Raw genomic sequence first — 20,625 nt, 5'->3', positions numbered from 1 at the left:
TGCCTGTCTAATTGTTTCGCGCGCGAAACAATTAGACAGGCAGGCTGATACTTTTTCTGGGCGTTGCAGAGCGTGCGGGCGCGGATATCTGGTAAGACCGCAACGGATATTTCTGTGAGGTTAACAGACTGGGCGACCAGATTAGGCGAACAGATTAGGCGAACAGGCGCCGACACCGACACTGACACCGACACTGGCGCCGGCCTGCGGGCGCATCGGTGGCGCGGTGATCCTGCGACGGGGCGCGGACAGGGTTTCACACCTGCACAAGGGCGCGCTTGGCCGGTCGCGCCGTTACTTCGAAAAATCCATCGGCAGGCTGAATGTCATCTGGCTAAGCGTCAGCTGCCGGGGGGCGGCGGGGAAATTTGCGGCGCGGGCGACGGCCTGAAGCGCGGCCTGATCCAGCGCGGCATTGCCGGAGGATCTGGCGATCCGGTGGCTGATCAGCTGACCGCTGCGGGCAACGGTGAGACGCACCACCACCCGCCCGTTGCCGCGCGCGCCTGACGGGTAGCGTTTGCGCCGTTCGATACGGGCGCGGATCTTGGCCCCCCAGATCGCCTGAAGCTTGGCCTGTCGACCGGCCTCTGCGGTGGCGGCTGCGGAGCTGCCCGCCTGACCCGCCTCGGCGCCGCCGCCCGATCCGGCAGCGCGCTGGGCATCGCGCCCCGATGATCTCTGTTCGGCTTTGCGGGCGTTTTGCGGTTGCGGCTCCGGCTTGGCGCGTGGTTTCGCGCGGGCGCGCAGATCGGGATCGGGCTGTGGTCGCGGCACGGTCTGCGGTGGCGCTGGCGGCGGCGGCGGTGGTGCGCTGTCGACGTCGAGCCTGTCAGCGGGGGGCGGAGGGCTGATCGCGAGCTGCCGTGCGGCGCTGGGCGCCTGCGCCAGGTCGAACTGCGGTATCACGGGGGCCGAAGGGGCGGTCTGTGGCGGGGTCAGATCGGTGTCGATCCGGGGCTGGGTCTGCGGCGGGCGCTCCCAGGTTTCGACCATCTCGACCACGGTGGCGCTGGCGGCCTGAACCGAGACGAGAGCATCGCCGCCGGCGCCGCTGGACTGGGCGCCGGATCTGGGGGCGCTGGCAAACAGGGCAACGTGAATCACCGTGGCGATCCCGGCAAAGACAGTGAGTTCGGCGGCGCGTTTCATTGTGGGCGCACCACCAGTTCGGCGCGGCTAAGCCCGGCGGCGGCCAGCTGACGCAGGATCCGCGCCAGATCGGTTGCGGGCAACCGGGCATCGGCGCGCAGCTGAATGGTTTTGCCGCTGGCGTCGGCAAGTCGGCTGAGCGCGGCGGTGCCTTCGTGGCCGTCGAAGTTCAGCCGCCCGGTAGCGTCGATAAAGAGCACGGCATCGGATGTTGGCTCACCCTCCAGCGCGGCGGCGGGCGGGGTCACCTCGAACGGGTCAGGCTGGGCGAGCCGCGAGGTCATGAGGAAGAAGATCAGCAGCAGAAATACGACGTTGATCATCGGCACGATGGATTCCGTGCGCATCCGGCGGGGGGGATCGGTCAGGTCCACGGGGTCTCCTCAGTCCACCAGCACAAAATTGCTGAACCCGGCCTGCCGCAGCAGGGTGGTCACATCGGTGATCCGCTGCACATCGGCCTGATCGCGCCCGCGCAGCACCAGCATGTCACCGGGGCTGTCCATCAGCAGGGCGAGCGCCGCTGGCAGGTTGCTCTCTGCCACCGGCTGGCCGTTGAGATCGAGATTGCCGGCACCGATGCCGATCAGCCGGGGCGGGCCGTTGTAGCTGCCGCCCTGACCCGCAAGCGGCAGGTCGAGCACCGCATCGGTGCCAAAGCGGGAGGCCAGCATGAAAAACACCAAGAGCAGGAACACCACGTCGATCATCGGCGTCAGGCTGGGTTTGCGTCGGGGGCGCTGAGCTTGGGTGAGGTGCATCGGCTTACTCGGCGGCCAGTTTCAGCGATGGCGGCTGGTGGGCGACAAAGATGCGGGTGGCGCTGTCCTCAAGGTCGCGGCGAATGCGGCTGATCACGGATTCGAACCAGGTGAGGGCGGCGGAGGCGGGGATGGCCACACCCATGCCGGCCGCAGTGGTCAGGAGCGCCTCCCAGATGCCGCCGGCCAGCAAGGCGGGATCGGCCTTGGACCCGGCGGCCTGCAAGGCCTGAAAGGCCGCGATCATGCCGAGAACCGTACCCAGAAGGCCAAGCAGCGGGGCGATTGTGGCGATCAACTCCAGCGCGCCAAGGCCAGAGCCGGCGGAGGCCAGATGCAGCTTGGCGACGCGGGCGGTTTCTTCGCGGGCGCGGTCTTCGGGCAGGGTGTGGACGGAGGCCAGCGCGGTTGCGACCACTTTGGAGCGGATCCCGCGACGGCCCCGGACGATATCGCGGGCGATGTCCGGTTCGCCGCGTTCAAAGGCGGCGACAGCGCGGCCGGCCTTGCCCCGGGACCAGGCGCCGATCAGCGCGAGCCGCCAGATCTTCCACAGGATCAGCGTCAGCGTGATCACCGAAAGAGCGGCAATCACCCAGATCGAGGGGCCGCCATCACGCAGGAGCGCCATGGCCTGCGCGGTGGCATCGCTGGCGGTCTGCGCAAGGCGCTGCTGTTGCGCCGGGGCGGCGGCATCCGCGGTCTGCGGCGCATCCGGTTGCGGTGCCGGTGCTGCTGCTGGGGCTTGCGCGGCGGAGCCTGTGGTCGCGGGGATCTGCGGCATCACCGATGCCGGGGCATCGGCTGCGACCTGCGGCACCGGCGGGGCGGGAGGGGTTGGCGACACCGGCGCCTCCTGCGCGGCGACGAAGGCGGGGATCAGCAACAGCGCGGCAAGGGCCGCTGGTCTGCGGGTGGTCATGATGGGCTCCAATTGGCGGCGATATAGCTTTGTCCGGGGGCGGCGCGCACAGTGGCAAGGAACGATGCCGGGGGGCTGGCCATGGTTTGCAGGGGGAACAACGGGTTAGCGGTCATGATTGGCCTCTCCCATTCAGGGATCACACGTGGGCTGGGCGGCAATCCGGTCAGGCTCCAGCGCGCCATGCCGCTATGACCGGACGGCGGAGAGATCGCTGCCATATCCTTTGCGCAGCGCATAAGGGCGGCGACCTGGCGCAAGGCTCGCCGGTTCAGCATCCGCTGCGGGCGGCGGCGGGCGCTGTCATTTGAGGGTGGGGGATCGCCCTGTGTCACATGTCTCTCCAGCCATCGGCACAGGGTGCCGCCGTGTTGATCGGTGTCGTGATCGAGAATGGCTGGAGCCCTGCACCGCTGAGGTGCAGAGTCTTGCTGGATGGCGCATCATCCGCTGCGCCCGGGGTCAGTTATTTAACCCTAGTTCTTTTGTCAAGTTAAGCGCAAAGGCTGCCGCAACGGCGTCTGTCGCCAGAGCGCCCCGGCAACCTTCTGGCAAACTCCCGGTCTGCGCGCCGGAAACGCCGCCGCTATCGGGCAGATCCTGATGGATGGAATGCTGGCGATCCCTGAAGGACTCGAACCCTCAACCTGCTGATTAGAAGTCAGCTGCTCTATCCAGTTGAGCTAAGGGACCGCTGGCGCCAGTTATGACAGGACGCGGGGAAGGGTCAAGCCGCGGCGCGCAGGTCAAGGCGCATAAACAGCGACCAGGGGTCCTTGCTGTAGTCGCCAAAGGGTGGGCATTCGACAAAGCCGTAGCTTTCATAGAGCCGTTTGGCTGGGGTGAAATCCTCGGTCGAGCCGGTTTCGAGATAGACAGCAGAGGCCCCGTCGGATCGGGCGCGGTCCAGCAGGAACTCCAGCATCTGGCGTCCGGCGCCGCTGCCGCGGGCCTCGGCGAGGGTGTGCATGGATTTCAGTTCGCAGCCGCCGTCTCGCAGGGACTTCAGGGCGCCCATGGCGATGGCCCGCCCGTCGCGGCGGAGCAGGAAGAAGGCGACATCGGCGGCATCAAGGCCGCTGTCATCCAGTGCGTGGCAGCTTTCTGCGGGGGATTGCGCGGCCATCTGTGCCAGATGGCGTTTGATCAGCGCCTGAGCCTCGGGCTCGGTGGCGCTGGCGCGGGTGATGGCAATATCGGTCGTCATCGGCTGGATCCTTGGGTCGTATATCCCCGGTCGCTGGGCGGGGCGGGGTCTGTTCCGGGGGCTGTGTCTGTGTCCGTTTCTGTGTCGCAGAGTTGCGAAAACCACGTGGCGGCGCAAGCGGTTCTGCCGCAGCCACCGGCGCAGCCAGAGGACCGGATGATGTGTTGCCCAATATTTCGGCAACTGGCGTGTCTGGCGGGGCGGCGGTCACAGGTGGCCGCCGCCATAGCCTTCAGCCCGCGCCCATTTCAGAGCTAAGGAAGGCATCGGCGCTGGCGACCTCTTCCAGGCGACGGCCACGGATCCACCAGAAGCGATTGCCGACGGCCCTGAGAAAGCTGCGGTCATGGCTCACCAGCAGACAGGCGGCATCCTGGCCGATCAGCTCTGCTTCGAGGGCTTCCTGACCTTCGATGTCGAGATGATTGGTGGGTTCGTCCAGCAGATAGAAATTGGGGTTGCGAAGCCGCAGGAGCAGCATTGCCAGCCGTGCCTTCTGCCCGCCTGACAGGGCTTTCACCGCCGTGTCCTGCAAGGCGAATTTGATGCCTGCCCCCGCCAGAAGGTTGCGCGCGGGCTGATCGCCGATGTCGGAGGCCGCCGTGACCAGCGCCAGCGGCGTGTCATTATCGGCCAGCTGGCTGAGGTGCTGGTCCGAATAGGCCGGAACGACAGAGGACGCACATCTGATGTGCTCCGCCCCGCCGGTCAGTGCCTGCTGGATCATCCTGACCAGCTGCGTCTTGCCGGTGCCATTTGCGCCCAGCAGGACAATGCGGTCCCCTGGGGTGATCCATTTCTGGCCGGTGCTGTATAGCCGTTGCCCGTCCGGCGTCTGAACGGTCAGATCATCCAATGTAATCAGGGCCTTGGCATGGGTGCCGCTGTTGGTCAGCCTGATGTCGCCGGCCGAATGCTCGCGGTGGGCCGGTTTGGCGGCGGCCTCCAGCCGGTCGGCGCGTTCGGCCAGCTGCTTTGTCTTGGTCAGCAAGAGATCGGAGCCGGAGTTGATCCCGACATTCTTCAGCTTTGCGGCCTGCTGGCGCAGCTGCTGGGCTTTTTTCAGATCATTGGCAAGGCGTCGCGCATCGGCGGCGTCGACCTCATCCAATGCGGCGCGGGCGGCGGAGAATGGCAGCTGGAACACCCGCGAGCCTTCGGTGCGCAGGAACAGCGTGCGGTTGGTCGTGGCATCCAGAAAGGCGCGGTCGTGGGAGGTGATCACCATCGGCAGATCGCGCGGCCGCTCTGACAGCCAGTTTTCGAGAAAGGCTATTCGGTTGAGATCCAAGTGGTTGGTCGGCTCATCCAGCAGCAGCAGGTCTGGCGTGGTGATCCAGGCGGCCGCCAGCATCGCGGCGCGCTGCCAGCCCCCGCTGAGCGCGCCAAGCGGCTGGTGCTGAAACTCATAAGGCACCTGAAGGTCATCCAGAACCACATCGACGCGCCAGCTTTCATAATCGGCCTGCTCGCCCGGCAGGGCGGCAAGCACCCAGTCATAGAGCGTGACGGCAAGCGCCTCGGCAGGCAGGCTCTGTTTCACGTGGCCAATCCGCAGGCCACGGGCGCGGGTGATCTCGCCGGTTGTCGGCGTCAGCTCATCGGCGAGACAGGCAAGCAGGGTCGATTTGCCCCGCCCGTTGGCGGCGATGAGACCGAGCCGGTCGGGTTTCGAAAGGGTCAGGGAGAGGTCGCGGAACAGCGGGTCGCCAAGGGTGACGCCCAACGCATTGAGATTGATGACAGACATGGAAAACTCGGGTCAAAGAGATTTGGCCGCAAAAGCGGCAATCGGCGGACCAGTGACGAGATTTTCCTCTGGCCAGCCCTGCAAACGGATTTACAGGGCCAGACGGGGACCGTGCTGAAGTCGGCGGATGATACGCATGTTCAGCTGCTGTCCTCCCGTTGTGCGATGTGAGTTTTAAATCAGGCTAAGAAACTTTTGTACCCTTGGCAAGGGGGCGGGGCATGGCCTGCCGACATTCGGTACGCGATAGGCTCTGAGCTTTACCAATTCTTAGATCCGGGTGGTGAATAGTCGCAATCAGTTGCATTTGCCTCAAATAGGGAAAACTAAAAATTGCTTAAAACACAAACGCCTAGACCCGCCTCCATGCCCTTTCTAGCGGGGCGCGCGGAGGCCGGGCATCTGGTGGAGCTTGCCAAATCCACCCCCCTTGGTGATGGCGGTATGCGCAGCGCGCAGCTGTTGTCGGAAGCGCTGCGGCTGGATCCTCATCACCATGAGGCGCAGGTGTTGCAGGAGCGGCTGCACCAGACGTTTGTGCCGCGCTGGCATTTTCCGATGCTGGCGGATCGGGCGCGCAACCGTGCCTATGCCGAGGCCATCGCGATGAAGGTCAGACCGGGGGATATCGTGCTGGATATCGGCTGCGGTGCCGGTCTGACGGCGATGCTGGCGGCGCGGGCCGGGGCGAAACATGTCTATACCTGTGAGCAGCAGCCGCTGATTGCGGAGGCGGCGACGCGGGTGATTGCCGACAATGGTCTGAGCGACCGGATCACCGTCATTTCCAAGTGGTCGCATGAGATTATCCTCGGTGTCGACATGCCGGAGCAGGCCGATGTGGTGATTTCGGAGATTGTCGATACCGTTCTATTGGGGGAGGGCGCGCTGGATACGCTGTCACATGCGATGTCGGCGCTGGCCAAGCCGGGCGCCCGCGCGGTTCCCGAAACCGGCAGGCTGGTCGCGCAACCTGTCGAAAGTGCGCCGCTTCTGGAGCAGTGGCGGCCGCAGATGGCAGAGGGGTTCGATCTGGGCGCCTTTCACCATCTGGCGCGGGTTGCGCAGATCACGCCGAGTGATTTCAGATCCTGTGGGCTGCGACCGCTGGGCGCCGGTACAGAGCTGTTTGCGTTCGATTTTACGCGCCCGGATGTGAGGCCGGGGCGGACCACCGAGACGCTGATCTGTAGCCATCCGGGTATCGTCCATGCGGTATTTGTCAGCTTTGAGATGGAGTTGGCGCCGGGGATTCAGCTGACCAATGATCTTGCTTCCGAGGGGCATTGGGGGCGGACGGCCTTTTTGCTGGATCGGCCACGGTCGGTCTCTCCGGGCGATCATCTGCAGCTGACGGCGCAGCATGATGCGGCGGCGCTGAGCCTCGCGGTTCACGACATGGAGGCGAGCGCGGATCACGCGCGGGTCTGGCTACAGCCGGGCTGGCGCGCGGGTTATGAGCACGGGGCGGGTGAGGCGGCCGCGCTGCCGCAGGGCTACCCGGTCTGGGCGCCGGTGCAGACCGCCGCCCCTGCGGCACCAGCCCCTGCACTTGGCTAGCAGGCAGCGCCTGCCGGGGCCGCATCCATCCTGAAGGTCGCCAGCCACCAAGGCTGGCGACCGCACAGGATCTGCTGCGGCGGTAAAAGCGCGGTGGCCTCGCTATTTCGCGGCCGATTTGAGATTCCCTGTATTGTCGTCGATTTCGCGCCCCGCTCGGCTCCGGTTTGGCTGCGGTGATATCAGCTGCCAGAGCCTCAGGTCTGCCAGAGCCTTGGACCTGCCAGAGAACTGAGCGGCGATGGTGTTGCCCGGATACTCGCGACAGGGTTCTGTCATCCGGGGCAGGGACGCGCAGGGGAGGGGACTGGGCCATGTATCAGGGGGGCAAGCAGATATGAAAAAGGCGCGCCGGATCTGGCGCGCCTTTTCGCTATTGGGTGTGGCCGGGGGAGATCAGAAATCTTCCCAGCCGACGGCGGCCTTTGTCGGGCTGGCATCGAAGAAGTCATCATCGCCATGCGCCGATGGGGCCGGGTTGTGCTCAGCCGCGGGTTTCGGCGCGGCGGCTGGCCGGGCCGGGGCCGGGGCTGGTGCGCTGGGCGCCACGGAGACAACGTTATTGTCCGTTTTGCGGGTCTTGAACACCGAGACCTGGCGGGCCAGCTCATTGGCATCATTGCGCAGGATCTGGCTGGCGGCGGTTGATTCCTCAACCATGGCGGCATTGTGCTGGGTCACCTGATCGAGCTGTGTCACGCCGGTATTGATTTCGCCCAGCGTGGTCGATTGCTCCTGCGCGCCGGTTGCAATGCCGCTGACATGGCCCGAGATGGTGGCGACGCGTTCGATGATCTGTTTCAGCTCCTCGCCCGCGCGGCCAACCAGATCGACACCTTCGCCGACGTGGCCGGTGCTTTCGCTGATCAGCGCCTTGATCTCCTGCGCGGCATCGGAGGAGCGCTGGGCCAGGGCGCGCACTTCGGAGGCGACAACCGCAAAACCACGGCCGGCTTCGCCTGCACGGGCGGCCTCGACCCCTGCGTTCAGCGCCAGCAGATTGGTCTGGAAGGAGATATCGTCGATGACCGAGATGATCTGGGAGATCTTTTCCGATGATTGCTCGATCTTGGACATGGCGTCGACGGCGCGGGTGACGACCTGGCCGCTGTTGACGGCGGTCTCCTTGGCCTCCGATACGATGCCCTCCACTTCGCGGGCGCCATCGGCTGCGGATTTCACGCTGACGGTGAGCTGCTCCATGGCGGCGGCGGTCTCCTCAAGCGTGGCCGCCTGGCTCTCGGTGCGCTGGGAGAGATCGCTGGAGGATTGGCTGATCTCTTCGGCGCTGGCACGGATGCGCGATGAGTTGTCGATCACCGCGTCGATAATGCCGACCATCTTGTCGACGGTCTTGTTGAAGTTCTGGCGCAGGCTTTCGTAATCGGCGGAGAATTCATCGTCGATGGTCTGCGACAGATCCCCCTCCGAGAGCGCGTGCAGCCCGTCATTCAGACGATCCACCACAACCCGTTGCGCCGCCTGGTCGGCACGGCGCTGATCTTCCACGGTTCTGGCGGCGGACAGCTGCGATTTCAGCGCCTCGATATGGCGGGCGATCAGGCCGATTTCGTCGCCCCGTGCCTGATGTTCGGTGTCGTGATCATAATCGCCCTCGGCCAGGCGGTTGATTGCGGTGGCAACATCGCCCAACGGGCGCGACATCATGGAGCGGAGGGCAAACATCGACAGGCCCAGCATCACCACAAAGGCGCCACCGGCGGCAATGAAGGACAGCAGCTGGTTCGGCGCCACCTCGGCAAAGGCGACATCCGGGCTCCAGACCATCCCGACCGCGCCGACGACCACCGTCCCCTCGGCACCGGCGGTGGCGGGTGCTGCGACGAGATAGCCGTTTTCGCTATACTCCATCTGGTTGTTTTCCATCGCTTTTTGGGCGACGAGGGTTAGTTCGGCAATTTCAGCCTCGGTTGCGGTGCCGGTGGAGGCAACCGTTTTGCCTTTGCCATTGATGGCGATCCCGTGGCTGGACCGGCCGTTCGACAGCTCGATCAGGGATTGCAGGTCGCTTTCAAGACGTTCGGTATCACCAAAGCGGATTGCACCGCCGCTGCGCGCGGCCACGGTTACGGTCACGCCTTCGGCCAGTGTCTGTACGCCACTATCCACAGCTTCACCGAGGATTTTCTGGTTTTCCCAAGTCAGAAACAGGGTCACCACGAGGGTGGACGCCGCGATGAGAAGGCTGCATTTGGCAAAGACAGACAGCCTGTTCATGACGGAACGCGCAGGATTTCGGAATTTCATTTCAGCACCTTTCAATTGCCATTGCGTGGAACGAACGCGCTGGCGGAATTTGTGTCGGATTCAGTACCGACAGCCCCCTGGACACAGCCGCAAGCTTCGGCTGCGTCGTTTCGCGAATTGGTTGACCGGAACGGGCAAACCGAGAGAACCATGCCCGATTGGGGGCGGTGACATGGTGAACATACTGTGGCGTCGGACCAAAGATTGGCGGACGCCGGTCATCAGCAGGCGCGCGATTGCGCTGCCCCAATCTTGATACCGAGCTGAAAGAGCAGGTCTGGTTGCCTGCGGGTGCCGCAACAGCGGGCGTGCCGCGACATGAGTCTTCGGCTGATATGGGCGCTGGCAGCTGGCCCCTGTCGAAATCACCGGTCGCCACGCAACAATCAGGCGTGCGGCAGCGCAAACGGTGATGGTCACCATCACGGCCAATGCCTGCGCGACAACCAACATGAGGTCCGCCCGTCGTTCCAAGCTCTGCTCCTTCTCACAACATGTGCCTGTGCACATCGTCGGCGGGTAGCATAGCCCTGAGGACTTACCGGTGAATTAATAGGCGCATCCGCAATGAGCGCAGGCTGAGGCGGGCGAATTTCGGGCGCGATCGGTGGGCAGGCGGGCCCGCGCCCGCTGCGCAAAGTGATGATTAAGCTGCCATTTTATTGCGAACAGGCGGGTGGCCTGCCGGGCGGGCTGCGCCCCCGCATGAGTCTGGCCTGTGGGCGCGTTTTCACGGAAATAATATGATTCAGGGCGCCTTTGGTGTGAAATTTTATCTATATTCTTAAAAATAATGCGTAACTAAAGTTTATCTTGCTTTTTAAATTCCGCTGATTCTCCAACCCCTTGGATAAATTCGCCGAGTTTGGCCCCATTTTCTGCTGCACGGACGGGTTGAAACCTAACGCCAGATACTTACTAAGGAGCGTGGTGACGGGTTTGGGGAACGAATGCGCGTGAAACACCTTGACAGCAGGTTTCGCCGCCACCGGAGGCTTATTTATGCCGCTGAACCAAGGAGACTATTTGTTGGATATCTATTCCGGATCACCCAAGACTGAGACCGCGAATGCGGTGGATCAGACTTTTGATAATGGTGCCGAAGATGATCTGAGCGATTTCGAGTTTGCACTGATGAGAACATTCGAGGGGTTTGCGCGTTGGCAATCCGAATGTCTTGGGCTTGTGTCGGATCTGTCCGCCTCGGGTCCCGAAATCACTCTGATGAACGTTATCCGCATGAACGACAGGCCCAAGACGATCAAGGAGCTTGCGCGGGTCACCAATCGGGATGACATTCCGAATATCCAGTATTCACTGCGCAAGCTGGCTTCGGCCGGGTTGATCCGCAAGACCGGATCGGGGCGTGGCGGGGTGACCTATTCCGCAACGGAGGAGGGGCTGGGGATCACCGCAGCCTATGATGTGCAGCGTCGCAACCTGTTGCTGCAGGCGCTGTCGCAGGTGCCGGGCGTGGAAAACCGTATCGGTGAGGCAACGCGGGTGCTGAATATTCTGACCGGGATCTATGATGGCATCGCCCGGTCGGCGACGGCACAGCGGCAGGCCTGAGGCCTGCTCTGATCGGGGGCGGTAGCGGGGCGCATGAGTGCGGCCTCCATCGCCCATAATATATATGGTGCAGGCTGCCCAGCCTGCTGGCCTGCGCCAAAACTGCCGCTCTCGTGCTGGCAACCGATGGCGCGACCCGCTGTGAATGGTGTATGACCGACAGCGGCGCCCCGGCAGTAGCAAGGAAAACGAGCGGTGATCGAACTCAAGGATCTCAGGTTGCTGAGCGCTTTGGCGCGTCACCGCCATTTTGCCAAGGCCGCGCAGGACTGCGGCATGTCGCAGCCGGCGTTTTCAATGCGGATCCGCAATCTGGAAGAGCGCCTGGGCGTGTCCATCGTGCGCCGGGGCAATCGGTTTCAGGGGCTGACGGAAGAGGGTCTGATGATCGTGCGCCGGGCCCGCTCGATCCTGGATGAGGCCAAGGCGCTGGAGCAGGAGGTGGCCGCCGCACGTGGCGAGGTCACCGGCACGCTGGTGCTGGGGGTGGTGCCCACCGCAACAGCCTATGCCGCGCAGATGGTGGACCGGCTGCATCTCACCCACCCACGGGTTCTGGCCCGGATCGAGGTGCTGAGCTCGCTGGTGATCCAGCAGCGCCTGTTTGACGGGACAATTGATGCAGGCGTCACCTATCACGACAGCCTGGGTCCCGATCAGGTGACCATCCAGCCGCTATATGAGGAGACTTATGTGCTGGTCGCCCCCGAGGCGATGGTGGTGGATCGCGGACATGGCGCGGACAGTATTTCCTGGGCCGAGGCAGCAGAGCTGCCGCTCAGCCTGCTGGAGCCGCAGATGCAGAATCGCCGGATTCTGGACCGGATCTTCGCCGATCAGGGGCTGCGGCCGCAGGTGCGTTCGGATTCCAGCGGGTTCATGTCGGCGATTGTGATGGCGCGGGCGGGCTCGGTTGCCACGATCCTACCGGAAGCCCTGATGGATGCGCTGGGGCCGCTGTCCGGCGCCCGGGTGCTGCGGCTGGTCGATCCGACGCCGAGCAGGCCTATTTGTATGGTCACATTGGACCGCCAGCCCGAACTGACGACGGTGAAGGCGATGAAGGGCGTGGTTGACGATTTCAAGCAATAAGCGTTCGTTATCGTACCTTTGAATTTTCCGATTTGACGATAGGCTTCTTCAATGGAATGCCGCCTTATCTGGCATCGCGAAGTGGAGGTCATCGTGGCACCTTTGGACAATAGCAAGGGCGTTTGGAAATCTGGCAAAGGCAAGGGGCGCAAAACGCCCAAGGGCCGACAGCTGGATGATCAGGCGCATAGCGAGGTTCTGGACCTGCTTGGCGATCGGCCCCGCAACCGGGATCTCCTGATCGAGTTCCTGCATCTCATTCAGGACAAATACGGCTGCCTCAGCGCGGCGCATATCCGGGCGCTGGCCGAGGAGATGCGCACCGGTCAGGCGGAGATCTACGAGGTCGCCACTTTCTACGCCCATTTCGATGTGGTGAAGGAAGGCGAGACCCCGCCGCCGGCGCTGACCATCCGGGTCTGTGACTCGCTCTCCTGCGAGCTGGCCGGGGCCGAAGCGCTGAAGAAGGCGCTGGAAGATGGGCTGGATGCCTCTCAGGTCCGCGTGCTGCGCGCACCCTGCATGGGCCGCTGCGACACGGCGCCGGTGCTGGAAATCGGCCACAACCACATCGACCACGCTACGGTTGAGAAGGTGGAAGCGGCGATTGCGGCAGATGATACCCACGCGCATATCCCCGCGTATGAAACCTTTGCCGCTTATGAGGCGGATGGCGGCTATGCCACGTTGAAAGACCTGCGCGCAAATGGCGACTGGGAAGCGGTTCAGGCCAAGGTCAAAGAAGCCGGTCTGCGCGGTCTGGGCGGCGCTGGTTTCCCGTCCGGCACCAAATGGGGTTTCGTGCGCGCCAACGAAGGTCCGCGTTATCTGGCCGTGAACGGCGATGAGGGCGAGCCGGGCACCTTCAAGGATCGCTACTACCTTGAGCGCACGCCGCATGTGTTCCTCGAGGGGATGCTGATTGCCGCCTGGGCGGTCGAGGCCGAGAAAGCCTTTATCTATATGCGCGACGAATACCCGGCGGTGCTGGAAATTCTGCGTCGTGAGATCACCGCGCTGGAAGAGGCCGGTATCGTCGAGGCAGGTTACATCGACCTGCGCCGCGGGGCAGGGGCCTATATCTGCGGCGAAGAAAGCGCGATGATTGAATCGATCGAAGGCAAGCGCGGCGAGCCGCGCCACCGTCCGCCGTTTGTGGCGCAGGTGGGTGTCTTTGGTCGTCCGACCCTCGTGCACAACGTGGAAACCCTCTACTGGGTCGCCAAGATCAACCGCGAAGGCCCGGAATGCCTGAACTCAATTGAGAAGAACGGCCGCAAGGGGCTGCGCAGCTATTCTGTCTCGGGCCGGGTGAAGAGCCCGGGCGTGCATCTGCTGCCTGCCGGTTCCACCATCACCGACATCATCGAGGCCTGCGGCGGTTTGCTGGATGGCCACGTCTTCAAGGCCTATCAGCCGGGCGGCCCCTCCTCGGGCCTGCTGCCTGCGTCGATGAATGATATCCCGCTGGATTTTGACACGTTGCAGCCGCATGGCACCTTCATCGGGTCCGCCGCTGTTGTGGTGCTGTCCGATCAGGACTCGGCCCGTGACGCGGCGCTGAACATGCTGCGCTTTTTCGAAGACGAAAGCTGCGGCCAGTGCACCCCCTGCCGGGTGGGCTGTGAGAAAGCCGTCAAGCTGATGAGCGAGAAGAAATGGGATCAGGGCCTCTTGGAAGAGCTGAGCACCGCAATGGTCGATGCTTCGATCTGCGGTCTGGGACAGGCCGCACCCAACCCGATCCGCCTGACCATGAAACATTTTCCGGATGAGGTCTGAGCCATGAGCGATAAAGTCACTTTCACACTCGATGGCGAGCAGGTCACGGCAGAGAAGGGCCTGACCATTTGGGAAGTCGCCAACGGCCGCGGGCTGAAGATCCCGCATCTGTGCCACAAGCCGCAGCCGGGCTACCGCCCGGACGGCAACTGCCGTGCCTGTATGGTCGAGATCGAGGGCGAGCGCACGCTGGCCGCCTCCTGTATCCGCGAACCTGCCGAGGGCATGGTGGTCACCACCAACAACGCGCGCGCTGAAAACGCCCGCAAGATGGTGATGGAACTGCTGATCGCGGACCAGCCGAAGCAGGAGGAGGCGCGCGATAAGTCCTCGCATCTGTGGGATATGGCGGAGCTGAACGGGGTTTCAGAGTCGCGTTTCCCCAAGCTGGAAAAGAACCGAATCCCGCTGCTGGATGACAGCCATGTGGCGATGAAGGTCAATCTGGACGCCTGTATTTCCTGTAACCTCTGTGTGCGGGCCTGCCGCGAGGTGCAGGTCAATGACGTGATCGGTATGGCCGGCCGCGGTCATGACGCCTACCCGGTGTTCGATCTGGCGGATCCGATGGGGCAGTCCTCCTGCGTGGCCTGCGGCGAATGTGTGCAGGCCTGCCCGACCGGCGCGCTGATGCCCGCGACCGTGATGGATGACCAGCAGGTCGGCGACAGCAAGGATTATGATTCCGAGACCGAAAGCGTCTGCCCGTTCTGCGGTGTCGGCTGCAAGGTCTCGCTCAAGGTCAAGGACGGCAAGGTCAAATATGTCGATGGCATCAATGGCCCCGCAAACGAAGGCCGCCTGTGCGTCAAGGGCCGCTTTGGTTTTGACTACATCCACCACCCGCACCGCCTGACCAAGCCGCTGATCCGCCGCGACGACGCGCCGGCCAAGGGCCTGAACGTCGATCCCGGTAATCTCTCGACCCATTTCCGCGAAGCCTCCTGGGAAGAGGCGATGGATCTGGCCGCCAAGGGCCTGATGCGCCTGCGCGATGAGAACCCGAAATCGGTTGCGGGCTTCGGCTCGGCGAAATGCACCAATGAAGAGGCGTACCTCTTCCAGAAGTTCATCCGTCAGGGCTTCAAGCACAACAACGTCGACCACTGCACCCGCCTGTGCCACGCGTCCTCGGTTGCGGCGCTGATCGAGAACGTCGGCTCCGGTGCTGTGACCGCGACCTTCAACGAGATTGAGAACGCCGACGTGGCAATCGTGATCGGCTCCAACCCGATCGAGAACCACCCGGTGGCGGCGACCTACTTCAAGCAGTTCACCAAGCGCGGCGGCAAGCTCATCGTGATGGATCCGCGCGGCGTTGGCCTGCGCCGGTTCGCGACCGAAATGGTGCAGTTCCGCCCCGGCGCGGATGTGTCGATGCTGAACGCAATCATGAATGTGATCGTCGAGGAAGAGCTCTACGACAGTCAGTACATCCACCGCTGGACCGAGAACTGGGAGGCCGAGAAAGAGCATCTGAAGCAGTTCACGCCCGAGAAAATGTCGGAAATCTGCGGCATCAGCCCCGATCAGCTGCGCCGTGTTGCCCGGATCTTTGCCGGTGGGAATGCGGGTCTGATCTTCTGGGGTATGGGGATTTCCCAGCACATCCACGGGACGGATAACTCGCGCTGCCTGATCTCGCTGGCGTTAATGACTGGCAACGTGGGCAAACCGGGCGCAGGTCTGCACCCGCTGCGCGGCCAGAACAACGTGCAGGGCGCGTCGGACGCGGGCCTGATCCCGATGTTCCTGCCGGACTATCAGACCGTGACGTCGGATGACGTGCGCAAGAGCTTCACCGATGTCTGGGGCGGCGGCGACTTCTCGAACGAGAAGGGCCTGACCGTGACCGAGATCGTGGACGAGGCCTATGCCGGCAATATCAAGGGCATGTATATCCAGGGCGAAAACCCGGCGATGTCCGACCCGGATGCCGATCACGCGCGCGAGGCCTTTGCCAAGCTGGAGCTGCTGATCGTTCAGGACATCTTCCTGACCGAAACGGCAAACTATGCCGACATCATCCTGCCCGCCTCGGCGCTGTATGAAAAGAACGGCACCGTGTCGAACACCAACCGCCAGGTGCAGCGTGTGCGCCCCGCCGTTCCGCCTCCGGGTGAGGCGCGCGAGGACTGGCAGGTCACTGTTGAGCTGGCGCAGCGCATCGGGCTGCCATGGGACTACAAGGATGTCAGCGAAGTCTTTGCCGAGATGAAGCTGAACATGAAGTCGCTGAACAACATCACCTGGGAGCGTCTGGAGACCGAGACCATCACCTATCCGTCGCTGCATGAGACCGATCCCGGTCAGGCGATTGTGTTCGGCGATGGCTTCCCGCGCCCCGAGGGCCGCGCCCGCTTTACCCCGGCATCGGTGATCCCGCCGGATGAGGCGCCGGATGCGGACTACCCGATGATCATGACCACCGGCCGCCAGCTGGAGCATTGGCACACCGGGTCGATGACCCGTCGTTCCAAGGTGCTGGATGCGGTGGAGCCGGAGGCGAACTGCTCGCTCAACCCGCGGACGCTGAAGCTGATGGGCGTCGAGCCGGGCGAGATGGTCCGCCTCACGACCCGCCGCGGTTCGATCGAGATCATGGCGCGCGCCGACCGGGCGATTGCCGAGGATATGGTGTTTGTGCCGTTCGCCTATGTGGAGGCGGCTGCCAATATCCTGACCAACCCGGCGCTGGACCCCTATGGCAAAATCCCCGAGTTCAAGTTCTCGGCGGTGAAGGTCGAAAAGATCGAAGGACAGATCGCAGCCGAGTGATCCGGCAGGTCGTCTGGCGAAGATCAAAGCGGGCGCGGAACCTAAGGGTTCCGCGCCCGTTGTCTTCGGTGGCGCTGCGCTGGCGCCCGGCGCGGGCGCGGCCCGTTGCAGCGTTGGAAACAAAGACGAACCGTGTCGGGCGCATGAGATACAGCCGGGCGCGACCTGCGCCGGGCCCAATGGGCGCGGCGCCTGACCCAACGGGAGGTGGGGGCTCCGCCGCCAGCCGACGGGCGGGATTGGCGCGGCCTCTGAAGGGTCAGGCCAGAAGCGTGATCGCGCTCCTGCCGGCGGCTTGTCGCAGCGCGTGGACGTCCTGCAGCTCGGGGTCGTTGATCCAGCCCTTGGCGGCCTCTGGACTGGCAAACTGGAGGATCACCCCGATGCCGGTGGCATCGCGCGTGCCTTCGATCACGGTCTGCTGCGGGGTTGAGACCAGCACTTTGGCGCCGTGTTTCTGCAAGGCGGCGCCTGCTTTTTCACGATATGCCGCCATAGTCTCGGGGTCTTGCAGGAGGAGGTTTACGTAGACATAGGCCATCTGTTGTCCTTTCACTGTTGATGGCGTCTTGATGCCGGGAAGCGTGCCGCGAGAAAACACATGCAATCGTGTGCCGCCCATGCGAAAACGCATGTATGCAGATCAACTGGGATGACATGCGGACCATTCTGGCGCTGGTGCGGGCCGGATCCCTGGCCGGGGCCGCGCAGGCGCTGTCCGTCAGCTACACAACCGTGGCGCGCCGTGTGCAGCGGGCCGAGGACATGCTGGGGCGGCCGCTGTTCGAGCGTCGGCCCGAAGGCTATCTGGCCACCGCCGAGGCGGAAGAGCTGGCCGCGGCAGCGCGGCGGATGGAGCAGGCCGAGCAATCGGCCCTGCGCAACCTGTCGGGCCGCGATCAGAGCCTTTCGGGTGAGCTGGTGCTGACGGCGCCACAGCTGCTGATCCAAAGCCATCTCGCGCCATTTCTGGCGCAGTTCTGCGCGGACCACTCGGAGGTCGAGCTGACGGTTCGCGCGACCAATGATGTGCTGGACCTGACCCGGCGCGAGGCGGATCTGGCGATCCGGATCAGCCGGACGCCGGGCGACAGCCTGGTGGGGCTGCATCTGGCCGATCAGAAAACCGCCTGCGTCGCGCGGCGGGATCTGGTGGCGCGGGCTTTGGCGGATCCCGCTGCGCCCTTGGACTGGGTGATCTACAGCGGCTATGACGCGCCGCCAAAGGCCGCGCTGCAACGTTATCCGAACCATCGGATCCGGGCGCGGTTTGACGATATGACTTCGCTGATCGCGGCGGCAAAGGCGGGGCTGGGCGCGGTCAGGATGCCGATCTATCTGGCGCGCAGTGATCCGGATCTGGAGCCGCTGCCGGGGGTTGCGCCGCAGGATTACGCGCCGATCTGGGTGCTGAGCCATCCGGACCTGCTGACCTCTGCCAAGGTGCGCGCGTTCAAGACCGCGCTAAAAGGCTTCTTCCGCAGCCGTGCCGGGGAGTTCACCGCCTTTTAGCGCAGGCGCCGGGTGGCGGCTCTCTCTCGGTCACGAGACCCGCCGGTCACCCCTGACCGGTCACCATCGGCGCTGCCGTGTCGTGCGGGGCTCTTGACAGGGTCGGAAATTGACCTGACACATATGTCCAGAGCTGTGATCTTGTCGGCGGATCCCGCGCGCCCTCGCTTTGGTGGTCCGCGCCATTTGCAGGAGCCTGTCATGTCCAACGATCCCTTGTTGCAGCCCTATCAGCTGAAACATCTGACACTGCGCAATCGGATCATGACCACAAGTCATGAACCGGCCTATCCCGAGGACGGCATGCCAAAGGAGCGCTATGCGGCCTATCACGCCGAACGGGCCAAGGCGGGCGTGGCATTGGCGATGACGGCAGGCTCCGCGGCGGTATCCCGTGACAGCCCGCCGGTGTTCAACAATATCCTCGCCTATAAGGATGAGGTGGTGCCCTGGATCCGCAATCTGACCGACCAGCTGCATGAGCATGGTTGCGCGGCGATGATCCAGCTGACCCATCTGGGGCGCCGCACCGGTTGGGACAAAGGCGACTGGCTGCCCTCGATCAGCTCGTCGCGCCACCGCGAACCTGCACACCGCGCCTTTCCGAAGCTGGCGGAGGATTGGGACATCACCCGCGTCATCGCCGATTTCGCCGATGCTGCGGAGCGGATGCAGGCCGGGGGCATGGATGGGATCGAGTTGCAGGTCTATGGCCATCTTCTGGATCAGTTCTGGTCGCCGCTGACCAATGATCTGGACGGGCCATATGGCGGCCAGACGCTCGACAGTCGGATGGCGCTGCCGATGGCGGTGCTGGCGGCGGTCCGCGAGCGGGTGGGGGACGAGTTCATCGTTGGCCTGCGGTATACGGCGGATGAGGCGGCGGCAGGCGGCATCTCGCCCGACGAGGGGCTGGAGATGTCCAGACGCTTGGCCGCCAGCGGCATGGTGGATTTCCTGAATGTGATCCGGGGCCGCATCCATACGGATCCGGCAATGACCGATGTGATCCCGGTGCAGGGGATGCCGTCTGCGCCGCATCTGGATTTTGCCGGTGCGGTCCGGCAGGCGACGGGCCTGCCCACCTTTCATGCCGCCCGCATCCCCGATGTGGCCACCGCCCGCCATGCGATTGCCGGGGGGCTTCTTGATATGGTGGGGATGACCCGCGCCCATATGGCCGATCCCCATATCGTGCAGAAGATCAGGGAGGGGCGCGAGGAGGACATCCGCCCCTGTGTAGGCGCGACCTATTGTCTGGACAGGATCTATCAGGCGGGAGAGGCGCTGTGCATTCACAACGCCGCAACCGGGCGTGAGCTGACGATGCCACATGTGATCACCCGCGCCGCAGAGCCCAAACAGGTGGTGATTGTCGGCGCTGGCCCCGGCGGGCTGGAGGCCGCGCGCGTTGCCGCAGAGCGCGGCCATGCGGTCACCGTATTTGAGGCAGCCTCCGATCCCGGCGGTCAAATTCGCCTGACCGCACAGAACCCGCGCCGCCGCGAGATGATGGGCATCATCGACTGGCGCATGGCGCAATGTGCGGCACGGGATGTGCAGTTTCGATTCAACACCTGGGCCGAGGCGCAGGATGTGATCGGGCTTGCGCCGGATGTGGTGATCGTGGCCACCGGTGGCCTGCCGAATATGCAGCTGTTCGAGGCGGGCGAGGAGGCGGCGCATGTTGTCTCGGCCTGGGATATCATTTCGGGGGATGTTAAGCCGGGCGGCTCGGTGCTGATATATGACGAAAGCGGCGATCACCCCGCGCTTCAGGCGGCCGAGGTTGCGGCCCAGGCGGGCGCGACGGTTGAGGTGATGACCCCGGACCGGGTCTTTGCCCCCAATGTGATGGCGATGAACCTTGTCCCTTATATGCGCAGCCTGCAGGACCTGGACGTGACCTTCACCGTGGCGCGGCGCCTGCTGGAGGTCCGCAAGGAAGGCAACCGGCTTCTGGCGGTGCTGGGGACGGATTACAGCGGCCATCGCTCCAGCAAGCTCTATGATCAGGTTGTGCTCAACTACGGCACGCTGCCGCTGGACGATCTCTATTTCGACCTGAAGCCGCATAGTCTGAATGGCGGGCAGGTCGATTACGACGCCCTGATCGCCGGGAGGCCGCAGCCGCACGGGCGCCCGGCCAAAGCAGCGGGGCAGGGGGGCTTTCAGCTGTTTCGGATCGGCGATGCGGTCTCGGCCCGCAACACCCATGCGGCGATCTATGACGCCCTGCGCCTGATGAAGGACATCTGACCGTCTGAGT

The 20,625-nt window shown here is 64.0% G+C and carries 15 protein-coding genes and 1 tRNA gene; 7 read left to right on the top strand and 9 right to left on the bottom strand.

Annotation, left to right across the window (positions count from 1 at the left end):
* Positions 1-294: 294 nt before the first annotated feature.
* The 7 genes from WLQ66_RS15660 to WLQ66_RS15630 all read right to left on the bottom strand — a co-directional run bounded on the left by WLQ66_RS15660 (position 295) and on the right by WLQ66_RS15630 (position 5,792).
* A complete protein-coding gene (locus WLQ66_RS15660; RefSeq protein ID WP_340547272.1) occupies positions 295-1,152 on the bottom strand; it encodes a TonB family protein in 858 nt (285 codons plus the stop codon).
* Entirely contained in the window at positions 1,149-1,526 is a 378-nt protein-coding gene (locus tag WLQ66_RS15655; protein ID WP_340547271.1) for an ExbD/TolR family protein, read from the bottom strand. The genes WLQ66_RS15660 and WLQ66_RS15655 overlap by 4 nt, the downstream gene beginning before the upstream one ends.
* A gap of 9 nt (positions 1,527-1,535) precedes the next feature.
* Positions 1,536-1,913 carry an ExbD/TolR family protein gene (locus WLQ66_RS15650; RefSeq protein ID WP_340547270.1) on the bottom strand — a complete coding sequence of 126 codons (378 nt, stop codon included), beginning with the start codon at positions 1,911-1,913 and terminating at the stop codon, positions 1,536-1,538.
* A 4-nt stretch (positions 1,914-1,917) separates the two neighbouring features.
* A complete protein-coding gene (locus WLQ66_RS15645) occupies positions 1,918-2,835 on the bottom strand; it encodes a MotA/TolQ/ExbB proton channel family protein (RefSeq protein ID WP_340547269.1) in 918 nt (305 codons plus the stop codon).
* 616 nt (positions 2,836-3,451) lie between these two features.
* A tRNA-Arg gene (locus tag WLQ66_RS15640) sits at positions 3,452-3,528 on the bottom strand.
* A 34-nt stretch (positions 3,529-3,562) separates the two neighbouring features.
* The gene (locus WLQ66_RS15635; protein WP_340547268.1) at positions 3,563-4,042 is read right to left on the bottom strand and encodes a GNAT family N-acetyltransferase; all 480 of its coding nucleotides are present in this window, start codon (positions 4,040-4,042) and stop codon (positions 3,563-3,565) included.
* Positions 4,043-4,274: 232 nt separating this feature from the next.
* Entirely contained in the window at positions 4,275-5,792 is a 1,518-nt protein-coding gene (locus WLQ66_RS15630; protein ID WP_340547267.1) for an ABC-F family ATP-binding cassette domain-containing protein, read from the bottom strand.
* A gap of 366 nt (positions 5,793-6,158) precedes the next feature.
* Here WLQ66_RS15630 and WLQ66_RS15625 point away from each other — a divergent pair, with 366 nt between their 5' ends.
* Positions 6,159-7,352: a class I SAM-dependent methyltransferase gene (locus tag WLQ66_RS15625; protein WP_340547266.1), complete on the top strand. Its 1,194-nt coding sequence runs from the start codon at positions 6,159-6,161 to the stop codon at positions 7,350-7,352.
* Between the two features lie 396 nt (positions 7,353-7,748).
* Here WLQ66_RS15625 and WLQ66_RS15620 read toward each other — a convergent pair whose 3' ends face one another.
* A complete protein-coding gene (locus WLQ66_RS15620; protein WP_340547265.1) occupies positions 7,749-9,620 on the bottom strand; it encodes a methyl-accepting chemotaxis protein in 1,872 nt (623 codons plus the stop codon).
* A 1,029-nt stretch (positions 9,621-10,649) separates the two neighbouring features.
* Between WLQ66_RS15620 and WLQ66_RS15615 the strand changes: the two genes are divergently transcribed.
* The 4 genes from WLQ66_RS15615 (at position 10,650) to fdhF (ending at position 16,844) form a co-directional block, all read left to right on the top strand.
* Positions 10,650-11,192 (top strand): winged helix DNA-binding protein, encoded by a 543-nt coding sequence (locus WLQ66_RS15615; protein WP_340547264.1) that lies wholly within the window; start codon positions 10,650-10,652, stop codon positions 11,190-11,192.
* A 195-nt stretch (positions 11,193-11,387) separates the two neighbouring features.
* Positions 11,388-12,284 carry a LysR family transcriptional regulator gene (locus WLQ66_RS15610; protein WP_340547263.1) on the top strand — a complete coding sequence of 299 codons (897 nt, stop codon included), beginning with the start codon at positions 11,388-11,390 and terminating at the stop codon, positions 12,282-12,284.
* Positions 12,285-12,335: 51 nt separating this feature from the next.
* Complete coding sequence (locus WLQ66_RS15605) at positions 12,336-14,066, top strand: NAD(P)H-dependent oxidoreductase subunit E (protein ID WP_340547262.1); 1,731 nt, start codon at positions 12,336-12,338, stop codon at positions 14,064-14,066.
* 3 nt (positions 14,067-14,069) lie between these two features.
* Positions 14,070-16,844, top strand: coding sequence for a formate dehydrogenase subunit alpha (fdhF, locus tag WLQ66_RS15600; protein ID WP_340547261.1), 2,775 nt, complete (start codon positions 14,070-14,072; stop codon positions 16,842-16,844).
* 259 nt (positions 16,845-17,103) lie between these two features.
* On the opposite strand, the gene WLQ66_RS15595 is transcribed toward fdhF, so the two are convergent.
* The gene (locus tag WLQ66_RS15595) at positions 17,104-17,385 is read right to left on the bottom strand and encodes a DUF1330 domain-containing protein (protein ID WP_340547260.1); all 282 of its coding nucleotides are present in this window, start codon (positions 17,383-17,385) and stop codon (positions 17,104-17,106) included.
* Positions 17,386-17,480: 95 nt separating this feature from the next.
* Here WLQ66_RS15595 and WLQ66_RS15590 point away from each other — a divergent pair, with 95 nt between their 5' ends.
* Both WLQ66_RS15590 and WLQ66_RS15585 read left to right on the top strand, forming a co-directional pair.
* On the top strand, positions 17,481-18,356 hold the full coding sequence (locus tag WLQ66_RS15590; protein ID WP_340547259.1) for a LysR family transcriptional regulator: 876 nt from the start codon (positions 17,481-17,483) through the stop codon (positions 18,354-18,356).
* Positions 18,357-18,557: 201 nt separating this feature from the next.
* The gene (locus tag WLQ66_RS15585; RefSeq protein WP_340547258.1) at positions 18,558-20,615 is read left to right on the top strand and encodes an oxidoreductase; all 2,058 of its coding nucleotides are present in this window, start codon (positions 18,558-18,560) and stop codon (positions 20,613-20,615) included.
* Positions 20,616-20,625 lie beyond the last annotated feature (10 nt).

This window comes from Phaeobacter sp. A36a-5a, from assembly GCF_037911135.1.
GTDB lineage: Bacteria > Pseudomonadota > Alphaproteobacteria > Rhodobacterales > Rhodobacteraceae > Phaeobacter > Phaeobacter bryozoorum.
This window is presented reverse-complemented; position numbering and strand designations above follow the sequence as displayed.